Origin of the sequence: Acidaminococcus sp. (assembly GCF_050873445.1) — a bacterium.
Classification (GTDB): Bacteria; Bacillota; Negativicutes; order Acidaminococcales; family Acidaminococcaceae; genus Acidaminococcus.
The window spans coordinates 39,755-65,018 of the sequence record NZ_JBNMIU010000001.1; the positions used below are offsets into that span (position 1 = coordinate 39,755).

Below are 25,264 nucleotides of genomic sequence, written 5' to 3' on the forward strand. Positions count from 1 at the left end.
CATAGTAAATCTGCTTCTCTTGGAGGTTCAACGTGCGCAAAGCTGTATGTCCGGGTAGCTTCGACCCGGTTACCATGGGACATCTGGATATTTTTGAACGGGCCAGCAAGATGTTCGATGAACTGATTGTGAGTGTGTTCGTCAATCCGGCCAAAGACAAGGCCATGTTCTCCATGGAGGAGAGGGTCGCCATGATCCGGAAAGCCACGGCCCATATCCCTAATGTGCGGGTAACCTCTTTTTCCGGGTTGCTCAATGAATTCTGCGAGCAGGAAGGGGCCAAGTTCATCGTGCGCGGGCTGCGTGCGTTTACGGATTTCGAATATGAATTCCAGCGGGCCCTGCTGATGAAGGAAATCGATGAACAGCTGGAAACGGTGTTCATCATGACCAACGCCAAATATTCTTACCTGAGCTCCTCCGGAGTGCGGGAAATGGTCTATTTTGGCGGCGATATTACCGGATTCGTGCCGGATTGTATCCGGGATGCGGTGATGGCAAAAGCGAAAGCTCGCAAGTAGTGACGGAATACAAAAAGGAAGGAACGATGGTCATGGAATTAGATAAGATCTTGGACGAAATGGAAAGCATCCTGTCAGATGGCTGGAGAGTGCCTTTTGTCAACAAAGTGATGATCGATGAAAACGAAATCACCATGGTGATGGACAAACTGAGAGCCGCCGTGCCCCTGGAAGTGAAACGGGCCCATGACCTCTTGGAAGAACAGAAGAACATCATCGATAAATCCCGGTCAGAAGCCGACCACATCGTGGAACAGGCCCATGCCGAGGGCGGCCGGATCGTGGATCTGGCCAAGGCTGAAGCCGATCGCCTGGTACGCCAGGAAGAAGTGGTGAAGGCTGCGGAAGAAAAGGCCAACGGCATCATTGCCACTACCCAGCAATACGACCGGGATATGCGGGCCGCTGCCGATGCCTATGCGGAAAAACTGCACAGTGAATCCATGCAGTATGCTATGGATGTATTCAACTACCTGGAAGAAAACCTGACCAAGACCCTGAGTGCCGTAAAGGACAACAGCAATGCGCTGAAATCCTCCTATGATGCGGATCATCAGCTGAACGCCGGGAGTAACGAGGAAGAGAAGAAATAAAACAAGCGGTCCTTGAGCAGTGGACAGCAGACAGTGATGAAAAAGGATGCGGTTTCCGCATCCTTTTTTCGTACGATAGAACCTTATTTGTTTTTCGGAAGGACTTCGATCCAGTAGCCGTCAGGATCGCTGATGAAGTAGATGCCCATATCGGGATTTTCGTAGCAGATGCAGCCCATTTCCTTGTGCTTGGCATGGGCGGCTTCGAAATCGTCTGCTCTGACAGCCAGATGGAATTCATTTTCCCCCAGATTGTAGGGCTCTTTCCGGTCGTGGAGCCAGGTCAGCTCCAGCAGATGAGGGGTGATGCCGCCGTCGGACAGGTAGGCCAGGGTGAAGCCGGGGCCTTCGAATTTCCTTACAGCCGTGAAGCCCAGGGCGTCCTTGTAGAACTGCAGGCTTTTTTGCAGGTCCAGCACGTTGAAATTGTTGTGGTCAAAATGGAATTTCATGGTGAAACCCTCCTTATGGGTAATTGGATAGTGTAATGATAACCTGTTTTTGAAAAAACATCCAGAAGGTACTTAGCCAGATACCCGGATTCTTGGCTTTTCCCTGTAATCCCTCCCTTCCATCCGCCCGGTTGTCAGCAGATCGTACAGATCCTGGGCTCTCAGGTCCAGGGTGAGCTGCTGACGGAAAGCCTCGTTGGGGGCCTTTTGCAGGGTGTCTTTCCGGATGCTGGTGAGCATTGGTAAGGCAGCACGCTGCTTCATGGTCCGAAGCAGCTTCCGGCCGGTTTCGCTGAACCCCAATACACGCAGATACTGGGGTTGTTCCCTGGCTGCCGTGCTGAAGGGTACTTTCTCCGAAGAAAGCAGCCACTGCCACAGCAGACGTCGGAGTCGGGAGACGGGGTACCGCTTTGTACTGCAGGCCTCCACGATGCCCTGGAAGCTGCCCGCCCGCCGGTTTTTCCAGATCCGGTCCTCCAGTCCTTCTGAAACCTGGATCCGGGCAGCAAGGGCTTCCGGAGAACTGGTTTCCAGAGTCCAGCTGAGAAGGGCATCCAGGCGGCCGGTATCGTAGCCGGGAGTTTTCTGCCGCAGGTACTGTCGGCACAGGGGAAGTTCTGCTTCTGGCAGCGCCCGGCAGGCGCTTTCTGTGAGCCCATGTTCCAGGATTTCCCGGCGCAGGGCCGTAGCGCTGGGCAGCCGACCCGGTTCCAGAGATGCATCTCCATAGGCGGTACCGGTCCGGTGAACAGGGAGGGGAAGGATGCCAGGGAAGCGTGCCAGCGCCTTTAGGTATTCCAGGGCCAGCAGGTTATTGGAACCGGAAAACAGCGCCCGGTAGGCCGGATTCCGTCCGGCAGCCAGCGCTTCGGCGGCTCTGGCGTAGGAAAAACCTTTTTTCAGGACCTGCTGCCAGGCTTCCGGGGTGAATCGCTCCCGGGCCAGCTGCAGCAGCAGGTCCGTGTCCTTTGTTTCACAGCCGAAGCTCACACGGGTGACTACTCCGGTGGCAGCGAGCAGCGCCACTCCGCCCCGGGCGAACCCCTGGGCGCTCTGCTGGCTGCAGATGACCGGCAGCTCCAGCACCAGGTCTACGCCGCCTGCAAGGGCAAGGGCGGCCCGCTGCCACTTGTCCCACAGGGGCAGCTCGCCCCGCTGGGTCAGGCTGCCGCTCATGACGGCTATCACCGGTACGGGACCCAGGGCCTGCCGCACCCGGTCCAGCTGATGACGATGTCCCTGGTGGAAGGGGTTATATTCGGCTACGATGCCCACAACAGAACTGAAATCCATGGAACGCTCCTTAAAATTTCTATTTTACAAATCCGGAAATCTTTGCTAACATATATTAGTATTATAGCATAAGCATAATACTGGTTTAAAATCAGTAGTTCATCAGGAGGCAATGTAATGAAGATTTTTGTTGTAAACTGCGGCAGCTCTTCCATTAAATATCAGCTGATCGATATGGCCGATGAATCCGTCATCGCCAAAGGTCTGGTTGAACGGATCGGCATCGAAGGCTCCGTGCTGACCCATACTCCGGCCGGCAAGGATAAGGTCCGTCTGGAAAGCGCCATCCCTGACCATGTGGACGGCATCAAAAAGGTACTGGCCGCTCTGGTAGACCCCAACTATGGCGTCATCAAATCCATGGATGAAATCGGTGCTGTTGGCCATCGTGTGGTACATGGCGGCGAAATCTTCAACCAGTCCGTAGTGATTACCGACGAAGTACTGAAACAGATCGAAGCCCTGAGCGATATGGCTCCTCTGCATCAGCCCGCCAACCTGGCCGGGATCCGCGCCTGCCAGGAAGTTATGCCCGGTACTCCGCAAGTTGCCGTATTTGATACCGCCTTCCATCAAACCATGCCTCCTGTGGCATATATGTTCGGCGTGAAATACGAAGAATACAAGAAATACGGCATCCGGAAATACGGTTTCCATGGTACTTCCCACAAATATGTTTCCGGCGTAGCTGCCGCTATGCTGGGCAAGGACATCAAAGATACCAAGATCATCACCTGCCATCTGGGCAACGGCTCCAGCATCACCGCTGTTGACGGCGGCAAATCCGTGGATACTTCCATGGGCTTCACTCCGCTGGACGGCGTACTGATGGGCACCCGTACCGGTTCCATCGATCCGGCTGTGGTCCCTGTGCTGATGCAGAAGAAGGGGCTGGATGCTGCCGGTGTTGACAAATACATGAACAAGGAATGCGGCGTCCTGGGTGTTTCCGGTGTTTCCAGCGACTTCCGTGATCTGGAAGATGCTGCTGCCAAGGGCAACGAAAGAGCCAAACTGGCCCTGGATATGTTCTGCTATCAGGTAAAACGCTACATCGGCGCTTATGCTGCTGCCATGGGCGGCGTTGATGCCATCGTCTTCACTGCCGGAGTTGGTGAAAACGACATCCATACCCGTCAGCAGGTCTGCGAAGGCCTGGAATTCCTGGGTGTGAAACTGGATGCTGAACGGAACAACGTTCGCGGCAAAGCCACCGAAATCAGCGCTGCTGATTCCAAGGTGAAGGTGTTCCTGATCCCCACCAACGAAGAACTGGCCATTGCCCAAGATACCCTGAGACTGTGCAGCAAATAAGATGATTTGGGCTTTTGCTTGACAAAGGCCGGTTTCGTCGATATAATGTAACGGTTGATAATATGATTAAAATCAATGTAGCAGAAATCAAAAAAAGACTGACAGGGTCGGAAGCATTCCAATACGATCTGACTCCCGCACAGTTGGACCTGAGACCGGACGATGCGCCCCTGGAGGGGAACATTGCGGTGAAGGGGACGATTTCCAACGGGGGCGATGTGATCCTGTTGCAGGCTGAGGAAAAATTCGTTTGCCACGGCACCTGTGCCCGCTGTCTGAAAGACGTGCGGATGGACCTTACGGCCCATGTGGAGGAACGGTATTATCCCGAAGGCACAGCAGGCCTGGAGGAAGACGCCTTTACCTATCAGTTTGATGTGGTGGATGTTACGGATGCTTTAAGAGAATCCCTTCTGCTGGCTATTCCGGCGAGAGTCCTGTGCAAACCGGACTGCAAGGGAATCTGCCCGGTCTGTGGGGCGGACCGCAATGTGACGGAATGTCACTGCGATACCCGGTCCATCGACCCAAGGTTGGAAGCTCTGAAAGCCTTGTTGAAGAAATAGCGTAGTGTAGGAGGTGTACGAATATGGCAGTACCGAAGAGAAAAATGTCCAAAGCCCGCCGGGATTCCCGTCGTGCCAACTGGAAACTGACTGCTCCTGGCCTGGTGGAATGCCCGCAGTGCCACGAGATGAAGCGCCCTCACCATGTATGCCCTGAATGTGGCTACTACGATGGTAAGGAAGTCGTAAAAGCTGAAGAAGAATAAGACTGACCGGCCAAACCGGGAAGCCTGCAGGAGGAGTTGCCGCAGCGATGCGGAAACTCCTCCTTTTCTATGCCTTTGCCAAGTTTCTCTTCACGAACAGATCCCAGCCCTCAGCCTCATTTCATCACTTACTCACTAATCACTTCCCCTTCCAACTCCCTGTTCCTAAATCCCCCAAATTAGCTTATAATAGGAGAATGGAATGACTATAACCCCTACAGTTAGGAGAGAGTACAAATGAAATTTTTCATTGATACAGCCAACCTGGATGAAATCCGGGAAGCAGCCGCCATGGGTATCATCAGCGGCGTTACCACCAACCCTTCTCTGATTGCCAAAGAGGGGAAGGACTACGAAGAAACCCTGCGGGAAATCGCCAAGATCGTGGACGGCCCCATTTCCGGCGAAGTGAAGGCCAGCACTACGCTGGCCCGGGACATGTGCATCGAGGGCCGCATCATTTCCCAGCTCCATCCCAACATGGTGGTGAAAATCCCCATGACGGTGGAGGGCCTGAAGGCCGTGAAGATCCTTTCTTCGGAAGGCATCAAGACCAACGTGACTCTGGTGTTCTCTGCTGCCCAGGCACTGCTGGCAGCCCGGGCCGGTGCCACCTATGTATCCCCGTTCCTGGGACGGCTGGACGACATCTCCACTGACGGTGCCCAGCTGATCAGGGAAATCGTCACCATCTTCAGGAATTATCCGGATATCACCACGAAAGTGATCTGCGCTTCCATCCGCCATCCCATGCATGTGCTGGAATGTGCCGAACTGGGGGCAGACATTGCTACGGTACCCTATAAAGTACTGATGCAGATGGTGCAGCATCCGCTTACCCGCACGGGCATCGAGAAATTCTGTCAGGACTTTGAAGCCGTGTTTGGCAAATAAACTATGAACAACCTGTAAACTCTGATACAAAAATACCCGCCTGCTCTTGTATTATGGCTGTTTTCTGGTATAATGAATGTTAGTATTATGACTAGGTGCTAAAAGTAGGTGGTAGAATGGGTTCTGCAGGACAGAAAAAAGCAAGACAGCAGCAGCTGCAGCAGCTGCTGGCCCGGAATCCCTTCCTGACCGATGAACACCTGGCGGAAACCTTCCAGGTGAGCATCCAGACCATCCGGCTGGACCGCCTGGCCCTGGGGATCCCGGAAGTGCGGGAACGGACCCGCCATATGGCGGAGGACGCCCAGGAAAAGCTGAAGGCCATTGCCAGCGAGGAAATCGTAGGGGAGCTGATTGACCTGGAAATCGGGGTCAGCGGCATCTCCATGATGACGGTGGACCAGGAAATGGTGCTGCAGCGGACCGGCGTCTGCCGGGGGCAGTATATGTTCGCCCAGGCCAACTCCCTGGCCCTGGCGGTAATCGATGCCCCGGCAGCCCTGACGGGCGTCGCCAATGTGAAATACAAGATCCCTGTTTCTGTGGGCGCCGTACTGGTGGCCCGGGCCGAAGTGGTGCGGAAGCAGGAGGACAAATATACGATCTGGGTGAAGATCAGGAACAACCACCGGGAAGTGTTCCGGGCGAAATTCCTGATTGTCGCAATCCCGGAACAAAGGAGCCGAGAAGATGAAAATCGCAGTTGATGTAATGGGAACTGACTATGGCCCGGCTGAAATCATCAAAGGCGTGCTGGAAGCAGTGAACGAATATGGCTGCGAAGTGGTCCTGGTAGGGGACCAGGATGTGATCCGAGGGGAACTGGCCAAGGAACATCAGGAGAACAATCCCAAGGTCACCATCCATCACGCCAGCCAGGTCATCGAGATGAAGGACCATCCGGGCATCAGCGTCATGAAGAAAAAAGATGCATCCATCGTGGTGGCTACCCATCTGCTCCGCGAAAAAGAATGTGATGCACTGGTCTCTTCGGGCAGTACAGGAGCTGCAGTGGCTTCCGCACTGTTCGGACTGGGACGGATCAAAGGTATCGAACGGCCGGCTATTGCTACCGTGATCCCCAGCATCACGGGGGCTACGGTATTGGTGGACTCCGGCGCCAAAGTGGACGCCAAGCCCGAACAGCTGGTACAGAATGCCATCATGGGTTCCGTCTATGCGGAACTCCAGCTGGGTATCCCCCAGCCCCGGGTGGGCCTGCTGAACATTGGCGAAGAGGAGACCAAGGGCAACGAACAGTGCCTGGCCACCTATCCTCTTTTGAAGAAAGATCCTCACATCCATTTTATTGGCAATGTGGAAGGACGGGACGTCAATGCGGGTACTGTGGACGTGGTGGTCTGCGACGGCTTTGTGGGCAATGTGGTCCTGAAGACCATGGAAGGCCTGGCAGCAGCTGTAATGCAGATCCTGAAGAAAACCATGCTGAACAGCGGCCTGCTGGCAAAAGTGGGAGCGCTGCTCCTGAAGCCGGCTCTGCTGAAGATGCAGAAGCAGATGGACGTTTCGGAATACGGCGGTGCGTTGCTTTTGGGCGTACGGGCTCCTTTCATCATCTGCCACGGCAACTCCAAGGCCAAGTCCATCAAGAGTGCTGTGCGGGTGGCCATTGAACTGACGGAAAAGGATGTTGTGGGCCGGATCCGTCAAGAAATCATGCACGATGAAGAAAGTGGTGAACTGTAAATGAATAAACCAGCGGTAGGTTTTCTGGGACTGGGTTACTACGTGCCGGAAAAAGTACTGACCAATTTCGATTTGGAAAAAATGGTGGATACCAGTGACGATTGGATTGTGGAACGGACCGGGATCCGGGAACGGCATATCGCCGCACCGGAACAGGCTACGTCCGATCTGGCTTTCATTGCCGCTCAGCGGGCCCTGGAAGATGCCGGACTCAAGGCGGAGGAACTGGATCTGATCGTGGTAGGCACTGAATCCCCGGATATGAAATTCCCTTCCGTGGCCTGCATGCTGCAGAACCGGCTGGGAGCCAGCCATGCGGCGGCTTTCGACCTGGCTGCCGGGTGCTCCGGCTTCGTATATGCCTGCGGCATCGCCAGCCAGACCATCGTCAGCGGGCTGTATAAGCATGTACTGGTAGTGGGGGCGGAAACGCTGTCCCGGATCCTGAACTGGAAGGACCGGAATACCTGCATCCTGTTCGGCGACGGCGCTGGTGCGGCGGTGCTGGGTCCTGTAGAAGAAGGGTACGGCATCCTGTCCGTGGACCTGGGAGCTGACGGCTCCGGCGGCAAGTTCCTGAACATGCCGGCGGGAGGTTCCCGCAGACCGGCCTCCGTCGAGACGGTGGAAGCCAAGGAACACTGCATCCATATGGTGGGCAAGGAAGTGTTCAAATTCGCCGTGAAGGTCATGGGCCGCAGTGTGCTCAGCGCTCTGGACAAAATCGGGATGGGCAAGGAAGATATCGACCTGCTGATTCCCCACCAGGCCAACCAGCGGATCATCGATTCCGCTGCCAAACGGCTGAAGCTTTCTATGGACAAGATTTTCGTGAACCTGGAGAAATACGCCAATACGTCGGCTGCTTCCATCCCCATCGCCCTGTGCCAGGCACGGGATGCGGGCCGGCTGCATAAAGGAGAGAACGTGGTGATGGTGGGCTTTGGTGCCGGCCTGACCTATGGTTCCCTGGTAGTGAAATGGCAAAAAGATGAGGAGGCCAGAGCATGAGCAAAATTGCTTTTGTGTTCCCGGGACAGGGGTCCCAAAAAGTGGGCATGATGAAGGAACTGTACGATAATTATGCCTGCGTCCGTGAAGTATTCAAAGAAGCTGACGAAGCACTGGGCTTTTCCATGACAGATCTGTGCTTCAAAGGGCCGGAAGATCAGCTGCGGCTGACCTACAACACCCAGCCCGCCATCCTGACCTGCAGCATTGCAGCCATGAAGGTACTGAACGAAAACGGGGTGTTTCCGGCAGTGACCGCCGGTCACAGCCTGGGTGAATATTCTGCACTGGTCTGTGCCGGCAGCCTGAAGTTTGCCGATGCGGTGCGCACTGTACGCAAGAGAGGCCAGTTCATGCAGGAAGCCGTACCGGTGGGGCAGGGGGCCATGGCCGCCATCATTGCCCTGGCTACGGACAAGATCAAGGAAATCTGTGCTGATGTGGAAGCAAAGACTGGCTCAGCCTGCCAGGCTGTGAACTTCAACTGCCCGGGCCAGGTGGTCATCGCCGGTGCCACGGAAGCGGTGCAGCAGGCCTGCGACGCCATGAAGGAAGCAGGGGCCAAACGGGCCATCATGCTGCCTGTGAGCGCACCCTTCCACAGCACCCTGATGCAGCCGGCTGCTGACCGTTTGAAGGAAGTGCTGGACGGGATCGAAGTGGCCGATGCCAAAATTCCGGTGTACGCCAACGTAACGGCCAAACCGGAAACCAAAGGCGGCGAAATCCGTGATGTGCTGGTGAAACAGGCTGCCAGCCCTGTACAATGGGAAACCGGCGTACGGAACATGATCGCTGACGGTGTGGATACCTTCATCGAAGTGGGTCCGGGCCGTGTGCTCACCGGTTTCGTGAAGAAGATTGACCGGGCCTTTGCCGGCCAGAATGTGGAAGACCTGGCCAGCCTGGAAAAAACCCTTGCGTATTTAAAGGAGGTCAGATAAAATGACTTTAGTCGGGAAAGTGGCGCTGGTTACTGGCGGCAGCCGGGGCATCGGCCGTGCCGTCGCTCTGAAACTGGCAGAAAACGGTGCAGATGTGGCCATCAACTATGCCGGCAATACGGCAGCTGCTGAAGAAGTGAAAGCTGCTGTCGAAAAGCTGGGCCGCAGAGCCATGCTGGTCCAGGGCAGTGTTGCTGACACCGACGGTGTCCAGGCCATTGTGAACCAGGTCGTCAAGGAACTGGGCCGTCTGGATATCCTGATCAATAACGCAGGGATCACCCGGGACGGCCTCCTGATGCGCATGAAAGAAGCGGATTGGGATGCCGTGCTGGAAACCAATTTGAAAGGCGTATTCAACTGTTCCAAAGCTGTCATGCGCACCATGATGAAGCAGAAGAGCGGTCGGATCGTGAATATGGCCTCCGTTGTAGGGGAAATGGGCAATGCCGGCCAGGCCAACTATGCAGCCGCCAAGGCGGGTGTCATTGGCTTTACCAAGAGCCTGGCCAAGGAAGTGGCTTCCCGCGGGATCACCGTCAATGCGGTGGCGCCCGGGTTCATCGCCACGGATATGACCAAAGTTCTGACGGACGACCAGAAGGCAGAAATGGCCAGGACCATTCCTCTGGGACGGGCCGGCCAGCCTGAAGATGTTGCCAATGCAGTTTTATTCCTTGTGTCCGATGAAGCTGCTTATATAACCGGCCAGGTTTTAAATGTGGACGGTGGCATGGTAATGTAGTATCATTATAGAGATGGAGAAGGAGGTGAATCAAATGAGCGAACAAAGCACTTTTGAAAAAGTAAAGGCTATTACCGTTGACCAGCTGAGCGTTGCTCCGGAAGACGTAAAGATGGACTCTACGTTTATCGATGACTTGGGAGCTGACTCTCTGGACATTGTGGAACTGATCATGGCTTTCGAAGAGGAATTCAACACTGAAATCCCCGACGATGTGGCTGAAAAGATCCGCACTGTAAGAGACGCAGTTGAACTGTTGGATAAAGAAGGTAAATAATCCCATTATTTTCGGAAGGTCCCTGCCAGCAGGGGCTTTCCGAACTTTATCCTTGATCTTATGATCTGAAATGGGGGATTTTTGTTGAAAGTGCCAGTGCTGAAGATTGGTGAAAAAGTAGCAACAATGCCTATCGTCCAGGGCGGTATGGCTATACGCTTGTCCACGGCGCGTTTGGCAGCTTCGGTGGCCAATGAAGGCGGTGTGGGTCTGATCGCTGCTTCTGGTCTGCCCTTTGATCAGCTGCGGAAAGAAATCCGTCTTGCCCGGAAATTATCCAACGGCAAGGGAATGATCGGCATCAATGCCATGGTGGCCGCCCGGGAATTTAAAGGGCTGATTACGACTGCAGCCCAGGAGAAAGTCGATTTGATCGTGGCCGGGGCTGGCTTTTCCAGAGATATGTTTGCGGTGGGCAAGGAATATGGTGTACCCATTGTGCCCATTGTATCTTATGCCAAATTGGCAAAAATCGCGGAACGGCTCGGCGCTTCTGCCGTTGTGGTGGAAGGGACTGAAGCAGGGGGCCATTTGGGGACTCAGCGTTCCATTAAAGATATCCTGCCGGAAATCCTTTCGGTGGTCAAAATCCCTGTGATTGCAGCAGGGGGCGCTGTCGACGGCAATGACGTGGCAGAGCTGCTGAAAATGGGGGCCAGTGGGGTCCAGATGGGCAGCCGGTTCGCTGCCAGTGAGGAATCCAACGGTGCTCCGATGTTAAAACAATTCTATCTGAAAATGACCGCAGACGATGTGGTGCAAATAGATAGCCCGGTAGGGTTCAAGGGCCGTGCCGTCCTGACGCCGTTCTCCAAAGCGGTGCTGGAAGGCCATCCGCTGAAACCCACCACCTGTGACAGCTGCCTGAAGCACTGCTCCCGCAGCTTCTGTATCATCCGGGCGTTGACCCGGGCCCAGCAGGGCGATCTGGAGACAGGTCTGGTGTTTACCGGCGCCAATATGTGGAAAATCAAAGAAATCCTTCCGGTTCATGAAATCTTCAGACGAATCAGGGAAGATCTGGATAAAAATTAAGACGAGGTGATCCTGTTGAAACGTAGAGTGGTTGTGACCGGCCTCAGTGCGATTACGCCCATTGGTATCGGCAAAGATGAATTTTGGAAAAGCCTGATGGCAGGGAAATCCGGCGTTGGCCTGATTACCCAATTTGATACGACGGATTTTAACTGCAAGATTGCCGGCGAAGTGAAAGGCTTCGATTTCGCCAACTACGGCGACCGGAAAGAAGGCAAGCGGATGGACCGGGTGACCCAGTTCGCTGTGGCCTGCGGCAAGATGGCTGTGGCCGATGCTGAACTGGATCTGGCCAGGGAAGATGTGGATCGGATCGGTGTGTGTGTAGGCACCGGGATCGGCGGTATCCATACGTTCCTGGATGCAGCCACGAAACTGAACGCAAAGGGACCCGGCCGGATCAGTCCGTTCTTCATCCCCATGGAAATCCCCAACATGCCCGCTGCCCAGATCGCCATCGACCTGGGAGTGAAAGGACCCAATACGGCCATTGTCACTGCCTGCTCCACAGGTTCTGACTGCATCGGGGAAGCCCTGCGGACCATCCAGTACGGGGATGCCGATGTGATGATCGCCGGCGGTACGGAAGCAGCCATTTCTCCCATTGCTGTAGCAGGATTCGACAACATGAAAGCCCTGAGCCGGAACAACGAAGCTCCGGAGAAGGCTTCCTGCCCCTTTGACAAGAAGCGCAGCGGTTTCGTCATGGGTGAAGGCTGCGGCCTGATCGTCGTGGAAGAACTGGAACATGCCAAAAAGCGCGGGGCCCATATCTATGCAGAACTGGTGGGCTACGGCCACAACAGTGATGCCTACCATATCACCGCTCCGGATCCGGAAGGAGATATGCAGGTGAAATGCATGCAGATGGCCATCAAGGATGCCGGTCTGACCCCCGATGACGTGGATTATGTGAATGCCCACGGCACCAGCACCCACCGCAACGACCTGAACGAAACCAACTGCTGCAAGCGGGTATTCGGCGACCGGGCCAAACAGGTACCCATCAGCTCCATCAAATCCATGACGGGGCATCTGCTGGGCGGTGCCGGCGGCGTGGAAGCTGTTGCCACCATCCTGACCATTAAGAACGGTATGATCCCTCCCACCATCAACTATGAAGACGTGGATGTGGAAGAGGGCATGAATCTGGACTATGTGCCCAATGTAGCCCGGAAAGCCGACGTGAAGGTGGCTCTGTCCAACAACTTCGGTTTCGGCGGCCACAACGCCATCCTGTGCTTCAAGAAGTACGAAGACTAAGGGAACTGTGATGGAGAAACAACGGCAAAAGGAGCTGGAAGAGCTCTGTCACAGCCTGGATATGACCATGCAGGACCTGCACCTGCTGGATATGGCACTGACCCATACGTCCTATGCCTATGAATCCAAACGGAATCCCAAGCCCCAGCACAATCAGCGGCTGGAGTTCCTGGGGGATTCGGTGCTCAGTCTGGTGGTCAGCACCTATATCTACAAGCACTATCCCAGGATGGATGAAGGCGAGCTTTCCAAGCTGCGGGCCTTCCTGGTCTGCGAAGAGACCCTGGCCCAGCTGGCTACGGAATACCATCTGGGAGAACATCTGCTGCTGGGAAAGGGTGAGATCAACCTGGACGGGGAGGAGAACCCTTCCATCCTGGCTGACGCTTTTGAGAGCGTCCTGGGAGCCTACTACCTGGACCAGGGTTTTGCCAATGCCACCCGGCTGCTGGACCGGCTGCTGATCCGGCGGATCCCGGAACTGACGGCCGACGGCGTGGACCGGGATTATAAGACCCGGCTGCAGGAAATGGCCCAGAAAGACGGACCGGCAGATATCCAGTACGAACTGGTCTCTGCGGAAGGCCCCAGCCATAACCGGACCTTTGTGATGCGTGTGCTGCTGAATCAGCAGGAGCAGGGCAGAGGCCGGGGAAAGACAAAAAAAGAAGCGGAACAGCGTGCTGCCAGAGAGGCGCTGAAAAAGCAATAAAAAGAAAGGGCTGTGAAATCATCTTCACAGCTCCTTTATTTTGCCAGCATCAGCTGTTTTCCATCGGCTAGTGACTGGTGACTAGTGACGGGAGTGTGAAAAGCATTTTTTCACACTCCCGTCTTTCTTATATGCGTGCGGGCAGGATTTACTGATCCTTATCCTGCTCAAGCGCTCTTTTTACTTCGTACATGGCTGCATCAGCCCGGCGGAAAACGTCTTTCCAGGTTTTATCCTCTCCTGGGCGATACTGGCTCCGGCCGGCAGAAAAGGACCGTTCCAGCCAGGGCTCTTTGAAATTCCGGGTCCGGTGACAAAGGTAGGGAGTCAATTGCCGCCAGATGGTATCCTGGTTGTCGAAATCATCATTCTGGATTACTACCAGGAACTCGTCGCCCCCAATCCGGTACACAGGGCTGTGCTTATAAAGGTCGCAGATGGTCTTGACCATGGCCTGGATGGCCAGATTGCCCTTTTCGTGTCCATAGGTGTCGTTGATCGTTTTCAGTTCGTTCATGTCCACCAGCACCAGGGAGAAGGGCGGGCAGCTGCCCAACTGGATCTGCTGGTCCAGCTGCAGCATCTTTTCTTCGAAAGCCGAGGTGTTCTTTACACCGGTAAGTTTGTCATAGTGGGCCTGCCTGCGCAATTCGTGGACCATGTCTTTCATCTGTCCCATGGTGGCGTTCATATTGTCCGCCAGCTGGCCGATTTCGTCATCATACTGTTTGATCACCAGTGTATCGTAATTCCCCCGGCCCATGCGCCGGGCGGCCTGATTGATGTCTTTCAGAGGTGCCAGCACCCGCCGGGTCAGGTGGATGGCCAGGGCTGAGGTTCCCATCCCGAACAGCACGATCAAAAAGAGGGTACGGAAAACGGCCTGGCGCTGTGCCGCGTAGATTTCTTCATCAGGGGCGCTGACTCCCAGCTTCATGCCGTTTTCCAATGTGGTGAAGGCAATCTTCTTTTTCTGCCCCTTGTAGATGACCGGAATGGTCCTGTCGCCGCTGTCGTAGTGATGCAGCTGGATCATATTGACCTGCAGGCCCAGGTCCTGGATGGTAGCATCGTCGTCCGTGAGGATGTTGACGTCGGGATGGGCATAGACCCGCCCTGTCGGCGACAACAGGGCACCGTAGCCGGAATCATAGACGGAAACCTTCTGGACCATGGAAATCAGGGTGGACATGCTGATATTGATGCCTACTACCCCGATGAACTGGTGACGGAGGTATACCGGTTTGACGTAGGAAACCATCCAGATGCCTGTACGGTTGGGCTTGTAGGGTGGAATCCACATGGCCTGCTGCTGTTCTTTGGGAGCAGTGTACCACTGGATGGGGATCGTCTGCCCTTTCTCGGCCTGTTCAACATTGGTGATGGTTTCCGGATGGAAATCTCCGGAGCTTTTTGATTTCAGATACCAGAAGCCCCTGGGTCCTCCCGTAAGGTTTTCATTATAATGAATGTAGAAGCCGTTGACTTCAGGAATGGTACTCACGGCAGTCACAAACCGCTTGTACAGACGCTGGTCTATGACCTGGCGCACCTGGGGATCCTGGATCTGGTCTGGACGGTCGTAGTGCTGGCGCATGATGCTGGCCATGAAATTGACCGCATCGGAGGCCTGGAGCAGAGGTTTGTTCAGACTGGCAGCGGTCTTCTGGGTTTCCAGGTTCAGCCCCATATTGGCCAATCGTGTGGAATAGACATTGATGAAACGCAGGTTCAGGAGTCCCATGATCCCGGTAAGCAAAATGGTGGTTCCCAGGATCATGCCGATGAAATAGTTTTGCAGACTACTTCGAGGTCGAGGAAACAAGGTACATTCTCCCTTCTTGAACAATAAAAAAGACTGCCTGACGGCAGTCTCTACAAGATCTTTCAAAGGAGCTGGCACACTGGCCTGGACAATTGTCCTACCTGTTCAAATCCATAAAAAATGACTCCTTGCCTTGCAGCTGGCTGCCATTTTACAGGCCCTCTTAGCTTTGCGTCACTGGATTTCTCCAGCTTTGCTCTTTGGTCTTTCTTATTATATAGATTCATACAACTTAATTATAAACTGTAGGTCCGGATTTGTCCAGTATTGTCAAGTACAATAAGAAGAATATATTATACTCTTTTGTCATGACACATAGAATACTGTAAAAAGCGTTGTCCAGACAAGGCCTTTTGTAGTATCATTAAACTATAAGTATAGCAATAATACAATTATGCCATAAAATAAAACAATTTGATTGAAGCGGATTTTGGGTCAATGAAATTTGGGAGTGAAGTCGATGAAAAAGGGGAGTAGAAGCGGGAGCCTCCTGGCACTGCTGCTGATGGCTCTTCCGGGGATGGCTTTTGCCGCCGATGTTCCCGCACGGGTGGAGAATCAGCCGGTCCCTCCCGGCGTGGAAGAGAACCTGCAGAAACTGGTGGATCTCCATCTGGTGCAGCTGCCGGCCGGGTGTCCGTCGGTAACAGAAGGCCATTTTACCCGGGATGAACTGACGGATCTGACCCTGCAGGCCATGAGCCGGCTGGGGATGGATGATCACGGGGATGTGGACGGAATCAGGAATACCCGGATCCCGGGAGCCCAGGAGACACTGGCTTTACGAAAGGCGCTGTACAGGGACCTGCAGAACCGGGGGATGCTGGAAGACAAAACTGTGCTGACGGACCTGTCTCCTTCGCCCTATGCCCCGGATGGGAAGATCAATGAAGACCGGAAATATAAGCTTTCAGCGGAACTGCGCTATAATTATGTGAAGCATAGCGGAGATCCCCACTGGGACTGGCGGGATAGCCGGCTGCGGGCACGGCTCTATCTGGAAGCCAGGATCAATGACGACTGGCATGCTTTCGGCATGGCGGAATTCAACCACCATTTCTTGGGCAGTCATAACAATGACAGCTGGATGGAAGACAAGCGGATCTACGTACGGGGCATGGTGAAGGGTGCTGCAGTCACTGCCGGTATGTATGGCCTGGAACTGGGCGAAGGGAATATCTTTGATTCCACAGTGAAGGGCGCCACGGTGGACTGGGGCGATAAAGTTCGGTATGAAGCCACTGCCGGTCAGACCAAGGCCGGTGGTGACCTGGCCAGCGTGGGGGCCGTCAGGGAAACGGATACGGCCACTATGGGGGCCGCCATCCATTCCTTTGGCAGTGACGACTGGGGGCACGAAAAGAATACCATCTGGGATGCTTTCTACAACCGGAAGCTCAGTCCCCAGGTGGGAACCGGCCTGATGTTCCTGGGGTCTGACAAGGCCCAGGGGGACGGCAAACGGAGCGGATTTGTGGCCCGGGCCCAGCTGGGGAACCTGGAGAGCTGGAAGCCCGGCAGCCAGGCCTTTGCTCTGCGGTATTACTACCAGCCGGCTTCTACCTATGTGGCGCATACCATGTCCGGAGTGGCTGATTATATGACCGGATTCAGGGGATGGGGAACCCAGTATCAGTATACCCTCATGCCCAATGTGGTCATGAACCTGGAATACTACAACCTGCGGGAACTGTCTTCCGGCAAACCGGGACGGACCCTGTGGGGCGATGTAACCTATTATTTTGGCTAAAAAAGCGGTGATGTTCATGGAAAGGAACAGCGAGAGAATCGGAGAAACAACCATTGCTGTGGTAGGCCTGGGGTATGTGGGCCTGCCTCTGGCTCTGGCTTTTGCAAAAAAGTACCCCACCCTGGGGTATGATGTGAACGAGGCGAAACTGGCTTTGTACCGGCAGGGGGTGGATCCCACCCAGGAAGCCGGGGATGACGCAGTGGCCCATACCACCCTGGAATTTACCGGGGATCCGGTCCGGCTGGAAGAGGCGTCTTTCATCATCGTGGCAGTGCCCACTCCGGTGAGTGACGACCGTCTGCCGGACCTGACGCCGGTACGGTCAGCCAGCCGGACTGTGGGGCAGCACCTGCGGCCGGGGACCATTGTGTGTTACGAAAGCACTGTGTACCCGGGGGCGACGGAGGAAGTCTGCGGCTCCATCCTGGAACAGGAAAGCGGGCTGAAAGCGGGAAGGGATTTCCATCTGGCCTATTCGCCGGAGCGGATCAATCCGGGAGACAAGGAACACCGGCTGCAGAATATCCGGAAGATCGTTTCCGGGGATACTCCGGAAGTCCGGGATCAGGCAGCGGCTCTGTACGGTTCCATCCTGGAGGCACCGGTGTACCCGGCTTCCTGCATTAAGGTGGCCGAAGCAGCCAAGCTCATCGAGAATACACAGCGGGATGTGAATATCGCCTTCATGAATGATGTATCCATGGCCTGTCACGCCATGGGCATCGATACCCAGGAAGTAATCGACGCCATGGATACCAAGTGGAACGCCCTCCATTTCCGGCCGGGACTGGTGGGTGGCCACTGCATCGGCGTGGATCCCTATTATTATCTGTACGAAGCCGAGCGGAAGGGGCACCTTTCTACCATGACCGCTGTCAGCCGGCGCATCAACAGCCATATGTCTGATTATGTGGTGGCCCAGACCCTGCGGGAGATGATCCGGGGGGATCTGCGGATGCGGCAGGCCCCGGTGGTGCTGCTGGGCATTACGTTCAAGGAGGACTGCCCGGATACCCGGAATTCCCGGTCCATGGATATCTACCATCAGCTGAAGGAACTGGGATTTACGGTGCAGGTGGTGGATCCCCAGGCGGACATGCGGACCTTGCCGGAAGAGATCCGGAAAGACATGATTCCCCTGGAACAGGTCCGGAACGCACAGGTGCTGCTGTTTGCGGTGCGGCACAGAGAATTCCGGGCGCTGAAACTGGCGGATCTGGATGCCATGTATGATCCGGATACACCGTCGAAGATCCTCATCGACGTAAAGGGCATGTACCACCGGGACGTGCTGGAACAGGCAGGGTATCAGTACTGGAGGCTGTGATATGCATCTGAAGAAGCATCTGCTGGCGATATTCAGTGTACTGGTGGTGCTGGGGCTGTTTTATTTTTATGCGATTTCGGATATTTTCCATCCCAAACAGATTGCTACCTACGAGAATTTCACGGCCATCGGAGAAGAGTACAACGCAGACCAGGAGCTGCAGCAGGCCAGAAAAAAATATGCGGACTCCCGGGAACAGGCAAAAGTCCTACAGGCCAGTCCCAGTCCGGGGCAAAAAGTCATCGCCCTGACCTTTGACGGCATGGAGAGCCGGGGGAACATGGAAGCCATTCTGAAGGCCCTGCAAAAACATGGCTGGCACGCCACCTTCTTTGTGGAAGGGTCCAATGCGGCCCGGGAAAGCACGGTGATCCAGAAGCTGGTCCAGGATGGCCAGGAACTGGGGAACTACAGCTTCGTGGGCATTGACAAGGCTGAACGGCTGCCGGCGGACCGGCTGCTGGAACAGTTCGTGAAGACCCAGAAGGTGCTGCAGGTGACCAGCGGCAAGCCGGGCACCCTGCTGAAACTGCCGGATACCCGGTATCTGCCGGCGGTGCTCCGGGCGGCCAAAGCCAGCGGTCTGGACTATGCGGTGCAGAGCACTGTGACCCTGCGGCCGAAAGAACTGGGCCAGCAGGGGGCCTTTGAAAAGGTACTGGCCCGGCTCCCGTCCGGGTCCATCCTTTCCCTGCGGTTGGATCATCCGGTGCCTCTGGTGAAGAAAACGAAAAAAGAGGCGGATGTACCCGCCATTGACAAACGGCCCACCATCAGTGATGCGGCGCAGACTGCAGTCAGCGATGTGCCCCTGGTACAGCTGCTGGAGCAGTTCTTCGATCTGCTGGCGGCCCGGGGATATACGGTGGTTCCGGTGGGAACCCTGATTCGATAATGGTGCTGGAAAGGAAGCTGTAGAATGAAATTCCTCAATCATAGAAAAATCATTTTGATCACCTCCTTCCTGGCAGCGCAGAACCTGCTGGGCTGGGGAATGCTGCCCAGTGAAGCGGCGGTACTGTCCCCGGAGGAACAGGCTGTCCATGAAGCAGAGCTGAATCTGATCGCGGCCCAGAAGCGGCTGATCGAAGCCCAGCGGGCGCTGATTGCCAAACAGCGGCGGGAACTGGACAGACGGGGAACGTCTGCAGCCGGACGGACGATTCCTGCGGCAGAGGTACAGGAACCGGAAAATCCCATGACCGGGTCCTTCTTTGATGGAACGGCGGACAGTGGGGTGTCAAGTGCTCCTGTGGCAGCAGAGCCGCCTGTGGAACAGCCCAGACGGGAACAGCTGCCGAAAGCCCTGGAACCGGCGGTACTGCCCCAGAAAGTGGTAGCAAAACCCGAAGATGCGGCGGTACCTTCTCTGCAGGGAAAAGCACCGGCCGGCTACGGACGGGCAGTCATCAGTTCCCTGCTGAAGCAGAACAGGGGACAGCTGGCCAGGGAAGAAAAACAGCTGTATACCACGGCTCAGGCGGTACCTTTTACGTTTACCGGCTTCAGTCGGAAGGAAAGCGTGGATGCGGTACTGCGGGCACTGAAAGCCATCGGGGGCCGGGGGACGTTTTTCATTACAGAAGGAGAACTGAAAAAATATCCCCAGACGCTGCGGGCTGTGATCGATGCCGGACAGGAAGTGGGCATCTGCATCTATCCCAAAAAGTCAGAGAATACGGCGGATATTGTGGCGGATATCCTGCGGACCCGGCAGGAACTTCAGGCCTATGGGGTGGATACCCGTCTGGTACGGCAGTTCTCCGGGACCATCCGGCCGGAGACCCGGGAAGCGGTGGCGGCAGCCGGATGCCGGCTGATCAGCAGTTCGGTGAATGCCGTCCAGAGCCGGCACAAGGATTACACCAGCCCGGAAAAGATCCTGGGCGAAATCTACGGACCCGCAGTGAAATCGGCCAACAGGGGCGGCATCATCCAGATCCGCATGGACTGGTATACGAAGCCCGACCTGGCAGCGGAGCTGCTGCTGTATTTGAAACGGAAGAAAATCGACAACATTGCCTACAACGGATTCGGAGATGTGAGCGGGGTGAATCCGGCCAACGATTCCGCCTACCGGATTACCAGCGTAGGGGATATCCTGGCGGACAAGGCCCATCTGTGGCAGTATCCGGTGCCGGAAAAGGACTGGCTGCCCCAGCTGAAACGCCGGCCCCTGCTGGAGCACGGAGCCTCCCATGAGGAACTGATCGATGAACTGTCCAAACGGTATATCGGAGAACCTACGGTGAAGGAAGACCGGTCCATCGGACTTACGGCCAAAGATTTCCAGAAACTGGATCTGACCGGGACGGTAAAAACCGAGGAACCGGTGGTGTTCTTCACTTTTGATGACTGGGGCTATGATGATTCGGTGAACAAGGTCCTGTATGTGCTGCGGAAGCATCACGTTCCAGGTACGTTCTTCGTGCTGACCCATAATGCAATCTATAATCCCAACCTGCTCCGGGCCATCGCCCAGCAGGGCTGTGATATCGGCAGCCATACCAATCTGCATAAGCCCATGGCTACGGAAGATGCCCACGGAAAGGAACAGCCCACGGAAAGCTACGAAGAATATTTCCGGGATGTGGATACCTCCTACAGGCGGCTGGAAAGTACTCTGGGCGACATGCACTGGGCCAACGGCCGTCCGGTGCTCACTAAGATGCTGCGCCCGCCCACCCTGGCCATCAGCGCCATGGGCGTACGGGCCATCCTGGAAAACGGGTTCGAGTACATTGTGAACGGCCATACTTCCACGGAAGACTATGCGGCGCCGGACCTGGTGACTGAACTCCAGCGGATCCGGGATGGCCTGTACTATCGTGGCAAAGTCCGCAATGGTGCGGTGTTCGTGATGCATATGACCAGCGGAGCCCGGTATACTCCCATGGCCCTGGATGTGCTCCTGACGGAGAATGAGAAGAAACCGGAGGGGGATCCTACCAAGTTCAAAGTGGGCCTGCTTTCGGATTACCTGAATGATGGGTATTCCCAGGCCAAGAGTGAACAGCAGCTCCGGGAAGAGAAAAATCGGATCAAGTGGTGGTAAGTTTATGGCAAAGAAAATCCATGGAGAAGTACTGGAAGATGTACTCATGCGGGAACGGCCGGACCGGCGCCTGCTGCCCCATGTGCCGGGGAAGCGCCGCAGCGGCCACAGCAGGCGGGCTTTGCCCGACGAGATCCTGGAAAAATACAGCTATCTGAAGTTTTCCAGCGGGGAAATGGCCAACGAGCGGTACCTGGTGGATTATCCGGTGCGTATCAGTATCGGGGGACGGACCTTCCAGGGAGTGGCGCAGGATATTTCTGTCACCGGGATGGGGCTCATGGTCACGCCGGAGGAAGCGCGGAACCTGATCAAAGCAGGGAAGGCAAAGCTTTCCTTCGAAATCACCCCGGGTACCATGCCGGAAGGAATGGAAATGAAGGTGAAAGTGGACGCTCACGTAGTGCGGCCTTCTGCAGAGCAGCTGGAAGCCGACCTGGCCCGGCAGCAGGCGGAGGGAAAGGACACGGATAAAGTCCTGGTGGGCCTTTCTTTCGACCAGAATCTGCTGGACGTGAGCCAGCACAACAGCCGGTTCGATGTGCCCTTCGTGTCCAGCCTGCTGGCCATCATTTTCCTGTGCATCGTCCTTATGCGGACGGAATCCATCATCTATTTCAAATTCGATAAGTATCTGTACCTGTACAGCATCATTGCCAGTACGTTTTTGCTGGTCAAGTACATCTTCGGGGCCTTCTACCGTCCGGTGAAGGTGGATCCCAATTACACCCCCGGGGTGACTATCATCGTACCCTGCTTCAACGAGGAGACCTGGATCCGGCGGACCATTCTGTGCGCCATGGACCAGTTCTATCCGCCGGACAAGCTGGAAGTGATGGTAGTGGATGACTGTTCCACGGATCATTCGGTGGAGAAAATCAAAGAGACTATTGAAGAAATCAGGATCAAGGAAGGGCCGGAAACGGCAGAGCGGGTCAGCTGCCTGGTACAGCCGGTGAACAAGGGCAAGCGGGATGCACTGGCCTGGGGTGCGAAAAAAGCGAAACATGAGCTGGTGGTATTCGTGGACAGCGACAGCTTCCTGGATCCCTACGCCGTGCTGAACCTGGTGCAGCCTTTCAAGGATGCCCACTGCGGCGGGGTGTCGGGACGGACGGATGTGGCCAATACGTATACCAACTCCCTGACCAAGATGCAGTCCGTGCGGTACTACATCGCCTTCCGGGTGATGAAGGCCGCCGAGGGTCTGTTCGATGCGGTGACCTGCCTGTCGGGGCCTCTGTCCTGCTACCGGAAGGATCTGGTGCTGAAGTATACCGATGCCTGGATCAACCAGCGCTTTCTGGGCCACAAGGCGACCTTCGGGGACGACCGGGCCATGACCAACCTGATCCTGCGCCAGCATCATACGGATTATCAGGACACGGCCATCTGCTACACCATCGTACCCAACGACTATGATGTGTTCCTGAAGCAGCAGATGCGCTGGAAACGGAGCTGGCTGCGGGAAAGCCTCATTGCCTCCACGTTCATGTGGAAGAAGGAACCTTTTGCTTCAGTTTCGTTCTACATGGGGGTGCTGGTGCCCATTGTGGCGCCGCTGTGCGTGTTGTACAACCTGATCTACATTCCCCTGATCCACCGGATCTTCCCCTTCACCTTCATCTTCGGCATGTTCCTTATGGCCGGGCTCATGAGCGCCTGCCAGTTGCTGCTGCGGCGGAGCAGCACGTGGCTGTACGGCCTGTGGTTCTGTCTGTATTATGAACTGGTGCTGCTGTGGCAGATGCCTGTGGCCTGGTTCACGTTCTGGAAATCCACCTGGGGTACCCGAATGACTCCGGCGGATGTGGCGGAAGCAGAGCGGAAAGCAAAGAAGAAGGCCGAGAAAGAAGCACGGAAACAGGGAGGAGGAGACCACCATGCTGGCTGATGAGGAGTATACCCGCCAAAAAGACCGGCACAAGAGGAAACGGGCCATCCTCCAGGGCATCATCCTGGTGGCACTGGTGGGTGTCTGCATCGACGCCCTGTTTGTGTTCTCCACGTATAAACCCTATGCGGCAGACCAGGTGTCCGGCCAGGACCGGGGCTTCGTGGCGCTGAGCTATTTTGGCGTGGACCGGACGGGCAGTTCCGACCTGATCGGTTCCGACCTGCTGGATGAGCATCTGACTGCCCTCCAGCAGAACGGCTTTGTGACCATCACCGGCAAGGATATCGAGAACTACTACAAGAACGGCCAGAACCTGCCGGCCCATGCCCTGTTCCTGAATTTCGAGGACGGCCGCCGGGATACAGTGGTGTTTGCGGAAAAACTGCTGGAAAAGCACAATTACCACGGCACCGTGTCCACCTATGCGGACAACCTGAAAGGAGACGACAACAAGTTCCTGCGCCCCAAAGAGCTGCTGGACCTGACGAAGTACGGCTACTGGGAGCTGGGCAGCAACGGGTACCGGCTGTATTTCATCAACGTGTTCGACCGGTGGGATCATTACCAGGGGAACATGAACCCGGTGATCTATTCCCACATGGCCTCCGTATTGGGGCGGAAATACAATCACTACCTGATGGACTACATCCGGGATGACAAGGACTTCCCTGTGGAAAGTTATCAGGCCATGAAGGACCGGATCACCGATGACTATACCATGCTGCGGGATACGTACACTGAAAAACTGGGTTATGTGCCCGCTGTCTATACCCTGATGCACGCCAACACCGGCCGGTTCGGCAACCATCCGGACGTGAGCGCTGTGAACGAAAAGTGGATCCGGCAGCTGTTCGCCATGAACTTCAACCGGGAAGGGTACAGCGTGAACAACCGGAAGAGCAGTATCTATGACCTGACTCGTATGGAGCCCCGGGCCTACTGGCCGGTGAACCACCTGCTTATGCGCATTAAGGACGATGGGTATCCGGACATCCGGTTCGTGGACGGGGACCCGGAGCAGTACGCCCAGTGGAACGTACAGAAAGGGGCGGCCGAGTTCAAGGACCAGGCTATCTACCTGACCACGGACAGCAAACAGAGCGGTCTTATGGAACTGAGGGACAGGGACAATCTGCAGGATGTGCGGCTGACCGTGGCCCTGAAGGGGAACCAGTTCGGCACCCAGAAGATCTATCTGCGGGCCGGAGAAGGTCTGAACCGCTATGTGACAGTAGGCCTGGTGAACAACCATCTGGTCATTGGTGAGAAGTACGGATCTGCCGAAAAGACCCTGCAGGATCTGGATCTGCAGCTCTTCGACGGGCAGTCCTATGATTCTGTGGAACAGGATCAGAAGGCTGTGGCGGAACAGGAACGGGAAGTGATGCTGCGCTATGCGCCCAATACCACTGTGGCCCAGAATCAGCTGGAGCAGCTGCAGAAAGTGCAGCAGCAGAAGGCCAGGACTGTGGAGGAAGGGTCGCCGGAATACCATCCCACCCTGAGCTACCACAAGCGGGGGAACCGGAAGCTGGAAATCGAACTCCACGGCAACCTGCTGACGGTCAGCGTGGATGGAAGGGCGGCTGCGGCCAATCTCAATGTGTCCGTGACGGGGCCCGGACGGCTTTATCTGGAAAGCCGCTGGCCCGGGTACGGCTACAGCCAGACCAACCTGGCGGACGATGTGTACGACGGGGTGTTCGATGGGCTGAAGGTACAGCAGTGGAAGCCGGAAAAAGGTGACAAGGCGCCGGTACTTTACGACCTGCACTATACCGGCTGGAAGAATGTGAAGTACCAGGTCAGAAAGAACGGCTATCGGGTACTGGATAAAGTACTGAGCTTTGTGAAATACAGGATGAGGTAAG

General features: G+C 55.6%; 24 protein-coding genes and 1 riboswitch. Of the genes, 21 read left to right on the forward strand and 3 right to left on the reverse strand.

Annotation, left to right across the window (positions count from 1 at the left end):
* The first annotated feature begins 32 nt into the window (after positions 1-32).
* The gene (gene coaD / locus ACR0QW_RS00180) at positions 33-521 is read left to right on the forward strand and encodes a pantetheine-phosphate adenylyltransferase (RefSeq protein WP_432641705.1); all 489 of its coding nucleotides are present in this window, start codon (positions 33-35) and stop codon (positions 519-521) included.
* A 32-nt stretch (positions 522-553) separates the two neighbouring features.
* Positions 554-1,114, forward strand: a complete 561-nt coding sequence (locus ACR0QW_RS00185) for a hypothetical protein (RefSeq protein ID WP_432641706.1) — start codon at positions 554-556, stop codon at positions 1,112-1,114.
* An 83-nt stretch (positions 1,115-1,197) separates the two neighbouring features.
* On the opposite strand, the gene ACR0QW_RS00190 is transcribed toward ACR0QW_RS00185, so the two are convergent.
* Positions 1,198-1,566: a VOC family protein gene (locus ACR0QW_RS00190; RefSeq protein WP_432641707.1), complete on the reverse strand. Its 369-nt coding sequence runs from the start codon at positions 1,564-1,566 to the stop codon at positions 1,198-1,200.
* 72 nt (positions 1,567-1,638) lie between these two features.
* Positions 1,639-2,862 (reverse strand): tRNA(Met) cytidine acetate ligase, encoded by a 1,224-nt coding sequence (locus ACR0QW_RS00195; protein ID WP_432641708.1) that lies wholly within the window; start codon positions 2,860-2,862, stop codon positions 1,639-1,641.
* 117 nt (positions 2,863-2,979) lie between these two features.
* Between ACR0QW_RS00195 and ACR0QW_RS00200 the strand changes: the two genes are divergently transcribed.
* The 13 genes from ACR0QW_RS00200 to rnc all read left to right on the forward strand — a co-directional run bounded on the left by ACR0QW_RS00200 (position 2,980) and on the right by rnc (position 13,536).
* A complete protein-coding gene (locus ACR0QW_RS00200) occupies positions 2,980-4,176 on the forward strand; it encodes an acetate/propionate family kinase (protein ID WP_432641709.1) in 1,197 nt (398 codons plus the stop codon).
* A 62-nt stretch (positions 4,177-4,238) separates the two neighbouring features.
* Positions 4,239-4,742, forward strand: coding sequence for a YceD family protein (locus ACR0QW_RS00205; RefSeq protein WP_432641710.1), 504 nt, complete (start codon positions 4,239-4,241; stop codon positions 4,740-4,742).
* A 23-nt stretch (positions 4,743-4,765) separates the two neighbouring features.
* Entirely contained in the window at positions 4,766-4,948 is a 183-nt protein-coding gene (rpmF, locus tag ACR0QW_RS00210) for a 50S ribosomal protein L32 (RefSeq protein ID WP_432641711.1), read from the forward strand.
* A 237-nt stretch (positions 4,949-5,185) separates the two neighbouring features.
* The gene (fsa, locus tag ACR0QW_RS00215; RefSeq protein ID WP_432641712.1) at positions 5,186-5,842 is read left to right on the forward strand and encodes a fructose-6-phosphate aldolase; all 657 of its coding nucleotides are present in this window, start codon (positions 5,186-5,188) and stop codon (positions 5,840-5,842) included.
* A 116-nt stretch (positions 5,843-5,958) separates the two neighbouring features.
* The gene (fapR, locus tag ACR0QW_RS00220; protein WP_432641713.1) at positions 5,959-6,549 is read left to right on the forward strand and encodes a transcription factor FapR; all 591 of its coding nucleotides are present in this window, start codon (positions 5,959-5,961) and stop codon (positions 6,547-6,549) included.
* A complete protein-coding gene (gene plsX, locus ACR0QW_RS00225) occupies positions 6,533-7,549 on the forward strand; it encodes a phosphate acyltransferase PlsX (RefSeq protein ID WP_432641715.1) in 1,017 nt (338 codons plus the stop codon). Before fapR ends, plsX begins: the two co-directional genes overlap by 17 nt.
* Positions 7,550-8,560 carry a beta-ketoacyl-ACP synthase III gene (locus ACR0QW_RS00230; RefSeq protein WP_432641716.1) on the forward strand — a complete coding sequence of 337 codons (1,011 nt, stop codon included), beginning with the start codon at positions 7,550-7,552 and terminating at the stop codon, positions 8,558-8,560.
* On the forward strand, positions 8,557-9,504 hold the full coding sequence (gene fabD, locus ACR0QW_RS00235; protein ID WP_432641717.1) for an ACP S-malonyltransferase: 948 nt from the start codon (positions 8,557-8,559) through the stop codon (positions 9,502-9,504). The genes ACR0QW_RS00230 and fabD overlap by 4 nt, the downstream gene beginning before the upstream one ends.
* Before the next feature lies 1 nt (position 9,505).
* The gene (gene fabG, locus ACR0QW_RS00240) at positions 9,506-10,249 is read left to right on the forward strand and encodes a 3-oxoacyl-[acyl-carrier-protein] reductase (RefSeq protein WP_432641719.1); all 744 of its coding nucleotides are present in this window, start codon (positions 9,506-9,508) and stop codon (positions 10,247-10,249) included.
* Positions 10,250-10,283: 34 nt separating this feature from the next.
* Positions 10,284-10,526, forward strand: coding sequence for an acyl carrier protein (locus ACR0QW_RS00245; RefSeq protein ID WP_012938736.1), 243 nt, complete (start codon positions 10,284-10,286; stop codon positions 10,524-10,526).
* An 84-nt stretch (positions 10,527-10,610) separates the two neighbouring features.
* Positions 10,611-11,561: an NAD(P)H-dependent flavin oxidoreductase gene (locus tag ACR0QW_RS00250; protein ID WP_432641720.1), complete on the forward strand. Its 951-nt coding sequence runs from the start codon at positions 10,611-10,613 to the stop codon at positions 11,559-11,561.
* A 15-nt stretch (positions 11,562-11,576) separates the two neighbouring features.
* Positions 11,577-12,824, forward strand: coding sequence for a beta-ketoacyl-ACP synthase II (fabF, locus tag ACR0QW_RS00255; RefSeq protein WP_432641721.1), 1,248 nt, complete (start codon positions 11,577-11,579; stop codon positions 12,822-12,824).
* A gap of 10 nt (positions 12,825-12,834) precedes the next feature.
* On the forward strand, positions 12,835-13,536 hold the full coding sequence (rnc, locus tag ACR0QW_RS00260; RefSeq protein ID WP_432641722.1) for a ribonuclease III: 702 nt from the start codon (positions 12,835-12,837) through the stop codon (positions 13,534-13,536).
* Between the two features lie 148 nt (positions 13,537-13,684).
* On the opposite strand, the gene ACR0QW_RS00265 is transcribed toward rnc, so the two are convergent.
* Entirely contained in the window at positions 13,685-15,361 is a 1,677-nt protein-coding gene (locus tag ACR0QW_RS00265) for a sensor domain-containing diguanylate cyclase (RefSeq protein ID WP_432641723.1), read from the reverse strand.
* Positions 15,362-15,492: 131 nt separating this feature from the next.
* A riboswitch (cyclic di-GMP riboswitch) is annotated at positions 15,493-15,569 on the reverse strand.
* A 252-nt stretch (positions 15,570-15,821) separates the two neighbouring features.
* Here ACR0QW_RS00265 and ACR0QW_RS00270 point away from each other — a divergent pair.
* Genes ACR0QW_RS00270 through ACR0QW_RS00295 form a run of 6 tightly spaced genes read left to right on the forward strand, consistent with a single transcriptional unit; the run spans position 15,822 to position 25,263 of the window.
* Positions 15,822-17,111: a hypothetical protein gene (locus ACR0QW_RS00270; protein WP_432641724.1), complete on the forward strand. Its 1,290-nt coding sequence runs from the start codon at positions 15,822-15,824 to the stop codon at positions 17,109-17,111.
* 16 nt (positions 17,112-17,127) lie between these two features.
* Positions 17,128-18,441, forward strand: coding sequence for a nucleotide sugar dehydrogenase (locus ACR0QW_RS00275; protein ID WP_432641725.1), 1,314 nt, complete (start codon positions 17,128-17,130; stop codon positions 18,439-18,441).
* A 1-nt stretch (position 18,442) separates the two neighbouring features.
* Positions 18,443-19,336, forward strand: a complete 894-nt coding sequence (locus tag ACR0QW_RS00280) for a polysaccharide deacetylase family protein (RefSeq protein ID WP_432641726.1) — start codon at positions 18,443-18,445, stop codon at positions 19,334-19,336.
* Positions 19,337-19,360: 24 nt separating this feature from the next.
* Positions 19,361-21,496: a polysaccharide deacetylase family protein gene (locus tag ACR0QW_RS00285; RefSeq protein ID WP_432641727.1), complete on the forward strand. Its 2,136-nt coding sequence runs from the start codon at positions 19,361-19,363 to the stop codon at positions 21,494-21,496.
* Positions 21,497-21,500: 4 nt separating this feature from the next.
* Positions 21,501-23,390, forward strand: a complete 1,890-nt coding sequence (locus ACR0QW_RS00290; protein WP_432641728.1) for a glycosyltransferase — start codon at positions 21,501-21,503, stop codon at positions 23,388-23,390.
* A complete protein-coding gene (locus tag ACR0QW_RS00295; protein ID WP_432641729.1) occupies positions 23,380-25,263 on the forward strand; it encodes a glycoside hydrolase in 1,884 nt (627 codons plus the stop codon). Before ACR0QW_RS00290 ends, ACR0QW_RS00295 begins: the two co-directional genes overlap by 11 nt.
* Position 25,264 lies beyond the last annotated feature (1 nt).

Excerpts from the sequence above, each read along its gene's own strand:
- ACR0QW_RS00185 (WP_432641706.1), top strand. The coding sequence starts at position 554 with ATGGAATTAGATAAGATCTTGGACGAAATGGAAAGCATCCTGTCAGAT.
- ACR0QW_RS00190 (WP_432641707.1), bottom strand. The coding sequence starts at position 1,566 with ATGAAATTCCATTTTGACCACAACAATTTCAACGTGCTGGACCTGCAA.
- ACR0QW_RS00195 (WP_432641708.1), bottom strand. The coding sequence starts at position 2,862 with ATGGATTTCAGTTCTGTTGTGGGCATCGTAGCCGAATATAACCCCTTC.
- ACR0QW_RS00200 (WP_432641709.1), top strand. The coding sequence starts at position 2,980 with ATGAAGATTTTTGTTGTAAACTGCGGCAGCTCTTCCATTAAATATCAG.
- ACR0QW_RS00205 (WP_432641710.1), top strand. The coding sequence starts at position 4,239 with ATGATTAAAATCAATGTAGCAGAAATCAAAAAAAGACTGACAGGGTCG.
- rpmF (WP_432641711.1), top strand. The coding sequence starts at position 4,766 with ATGGCAGTACCGAAGAGAAAAATGTCCAAAGCCCGCCGGGATTCCCGT.
- fsa (WP_432641712.1), top strand. The coding sequence starts at position 5,186 with ATGAAATTTTTCATTGATACAGCCAACCTGGATGAAATCCGGGAAGCA.
- fapR (WP_432641713.1), top strand. The coding sequence starts at position 5,959 with ATGGGTTCTGCAGGACAGAAAAAAGCAAGACAGCAGCAGCTGCAGCAG.
- plsX (WP_432641715.1), top strand. The coding sequence starts at position 6,533 with ATGAAAATCGCAGTTGATGTAATGGGAACTGACTATGGCCCGGCTGAA.
- ACR0QW_RS00230 (WP_432641716.1), top strand. The coding sequence starts at position 7,550 with ATGAATAAACCAGCGGTAGGTTTTCTGGGACTGGGTTACTACGTGCCG.
- fabD (WP_432641717.1), top strand. The coding sequence starts at position 8,557 with ATGAGCAAAATTGCTTTTGTGTTCCCGGGACAGGGGTCCCAAAAAGTG.
- fabG (WP_432641719.1), top strand. The coding sequence starts at position 9,506 with ATGACTTTAGTCGGGAAAGTGGCGCTGGTTACTGGCGGCAGCCGGGGC.
- ACR0QW_RS00245 (WP_012938736.1), top strand. The coding sequence starts at position 10,284 with ATGAGCGAACAAAGCACTTTTGAAAAAGTAAAGGCTATTACCGTTGAC.
- rnc (WP_432641722.1), top strand. The coding sequence starts at position 12,835 with ATGGAGAAACAACGGCAAAAGGAGCTGGAAGAGCTCTGTCACAGCCTG.
- ACR0QW_RS00270 (WP_432641724.1), top strand. The coding sequence starts at position 15,822 with ATGAAAAAGGGGAGTAGAAGCGGGAGCCTCCTGGCACTGCTGCTGATG.
- ACR0QW_RS00275 (WP_432641725.1), top strand. The coding sequence starts at position 17,128 with ATGGAAAGGAACAGCGAGAGAATCGGAGAAACAACCATTGCTGTGGTA.
- ACR0QW_RS00280 (WP_432641726.1), top strand. The coding sequence starts at position 18,443 with ATGCATCTGAAGAAGCATCTGCTGGCGATATTCAGTGTACTGGTGGTG.
- ACR0QW_RS00285 (WP_432641727.1), top strand. The coding sequence starts at position 19,361 with ATGAAATTCCTCAATCATAGAAAAATCATTTTGATCACCTCCTTCCTG.
- ACR0QW_RS00290 (WP_432641728.1), top strand. The coding sequence starts at position 21,501 with ATGGCAAAGAAAATCCATGGAGAAGTACTGGAAGATGTACTCATGCGG.
- ACR0QW_RS00295 (WP_432641729.1), top strand. The coding sequence starts at position 23,380 with ATGCTGGCTGATGAGGAGTATACCCGCCAAAAAGACCGGCACAAGAGG.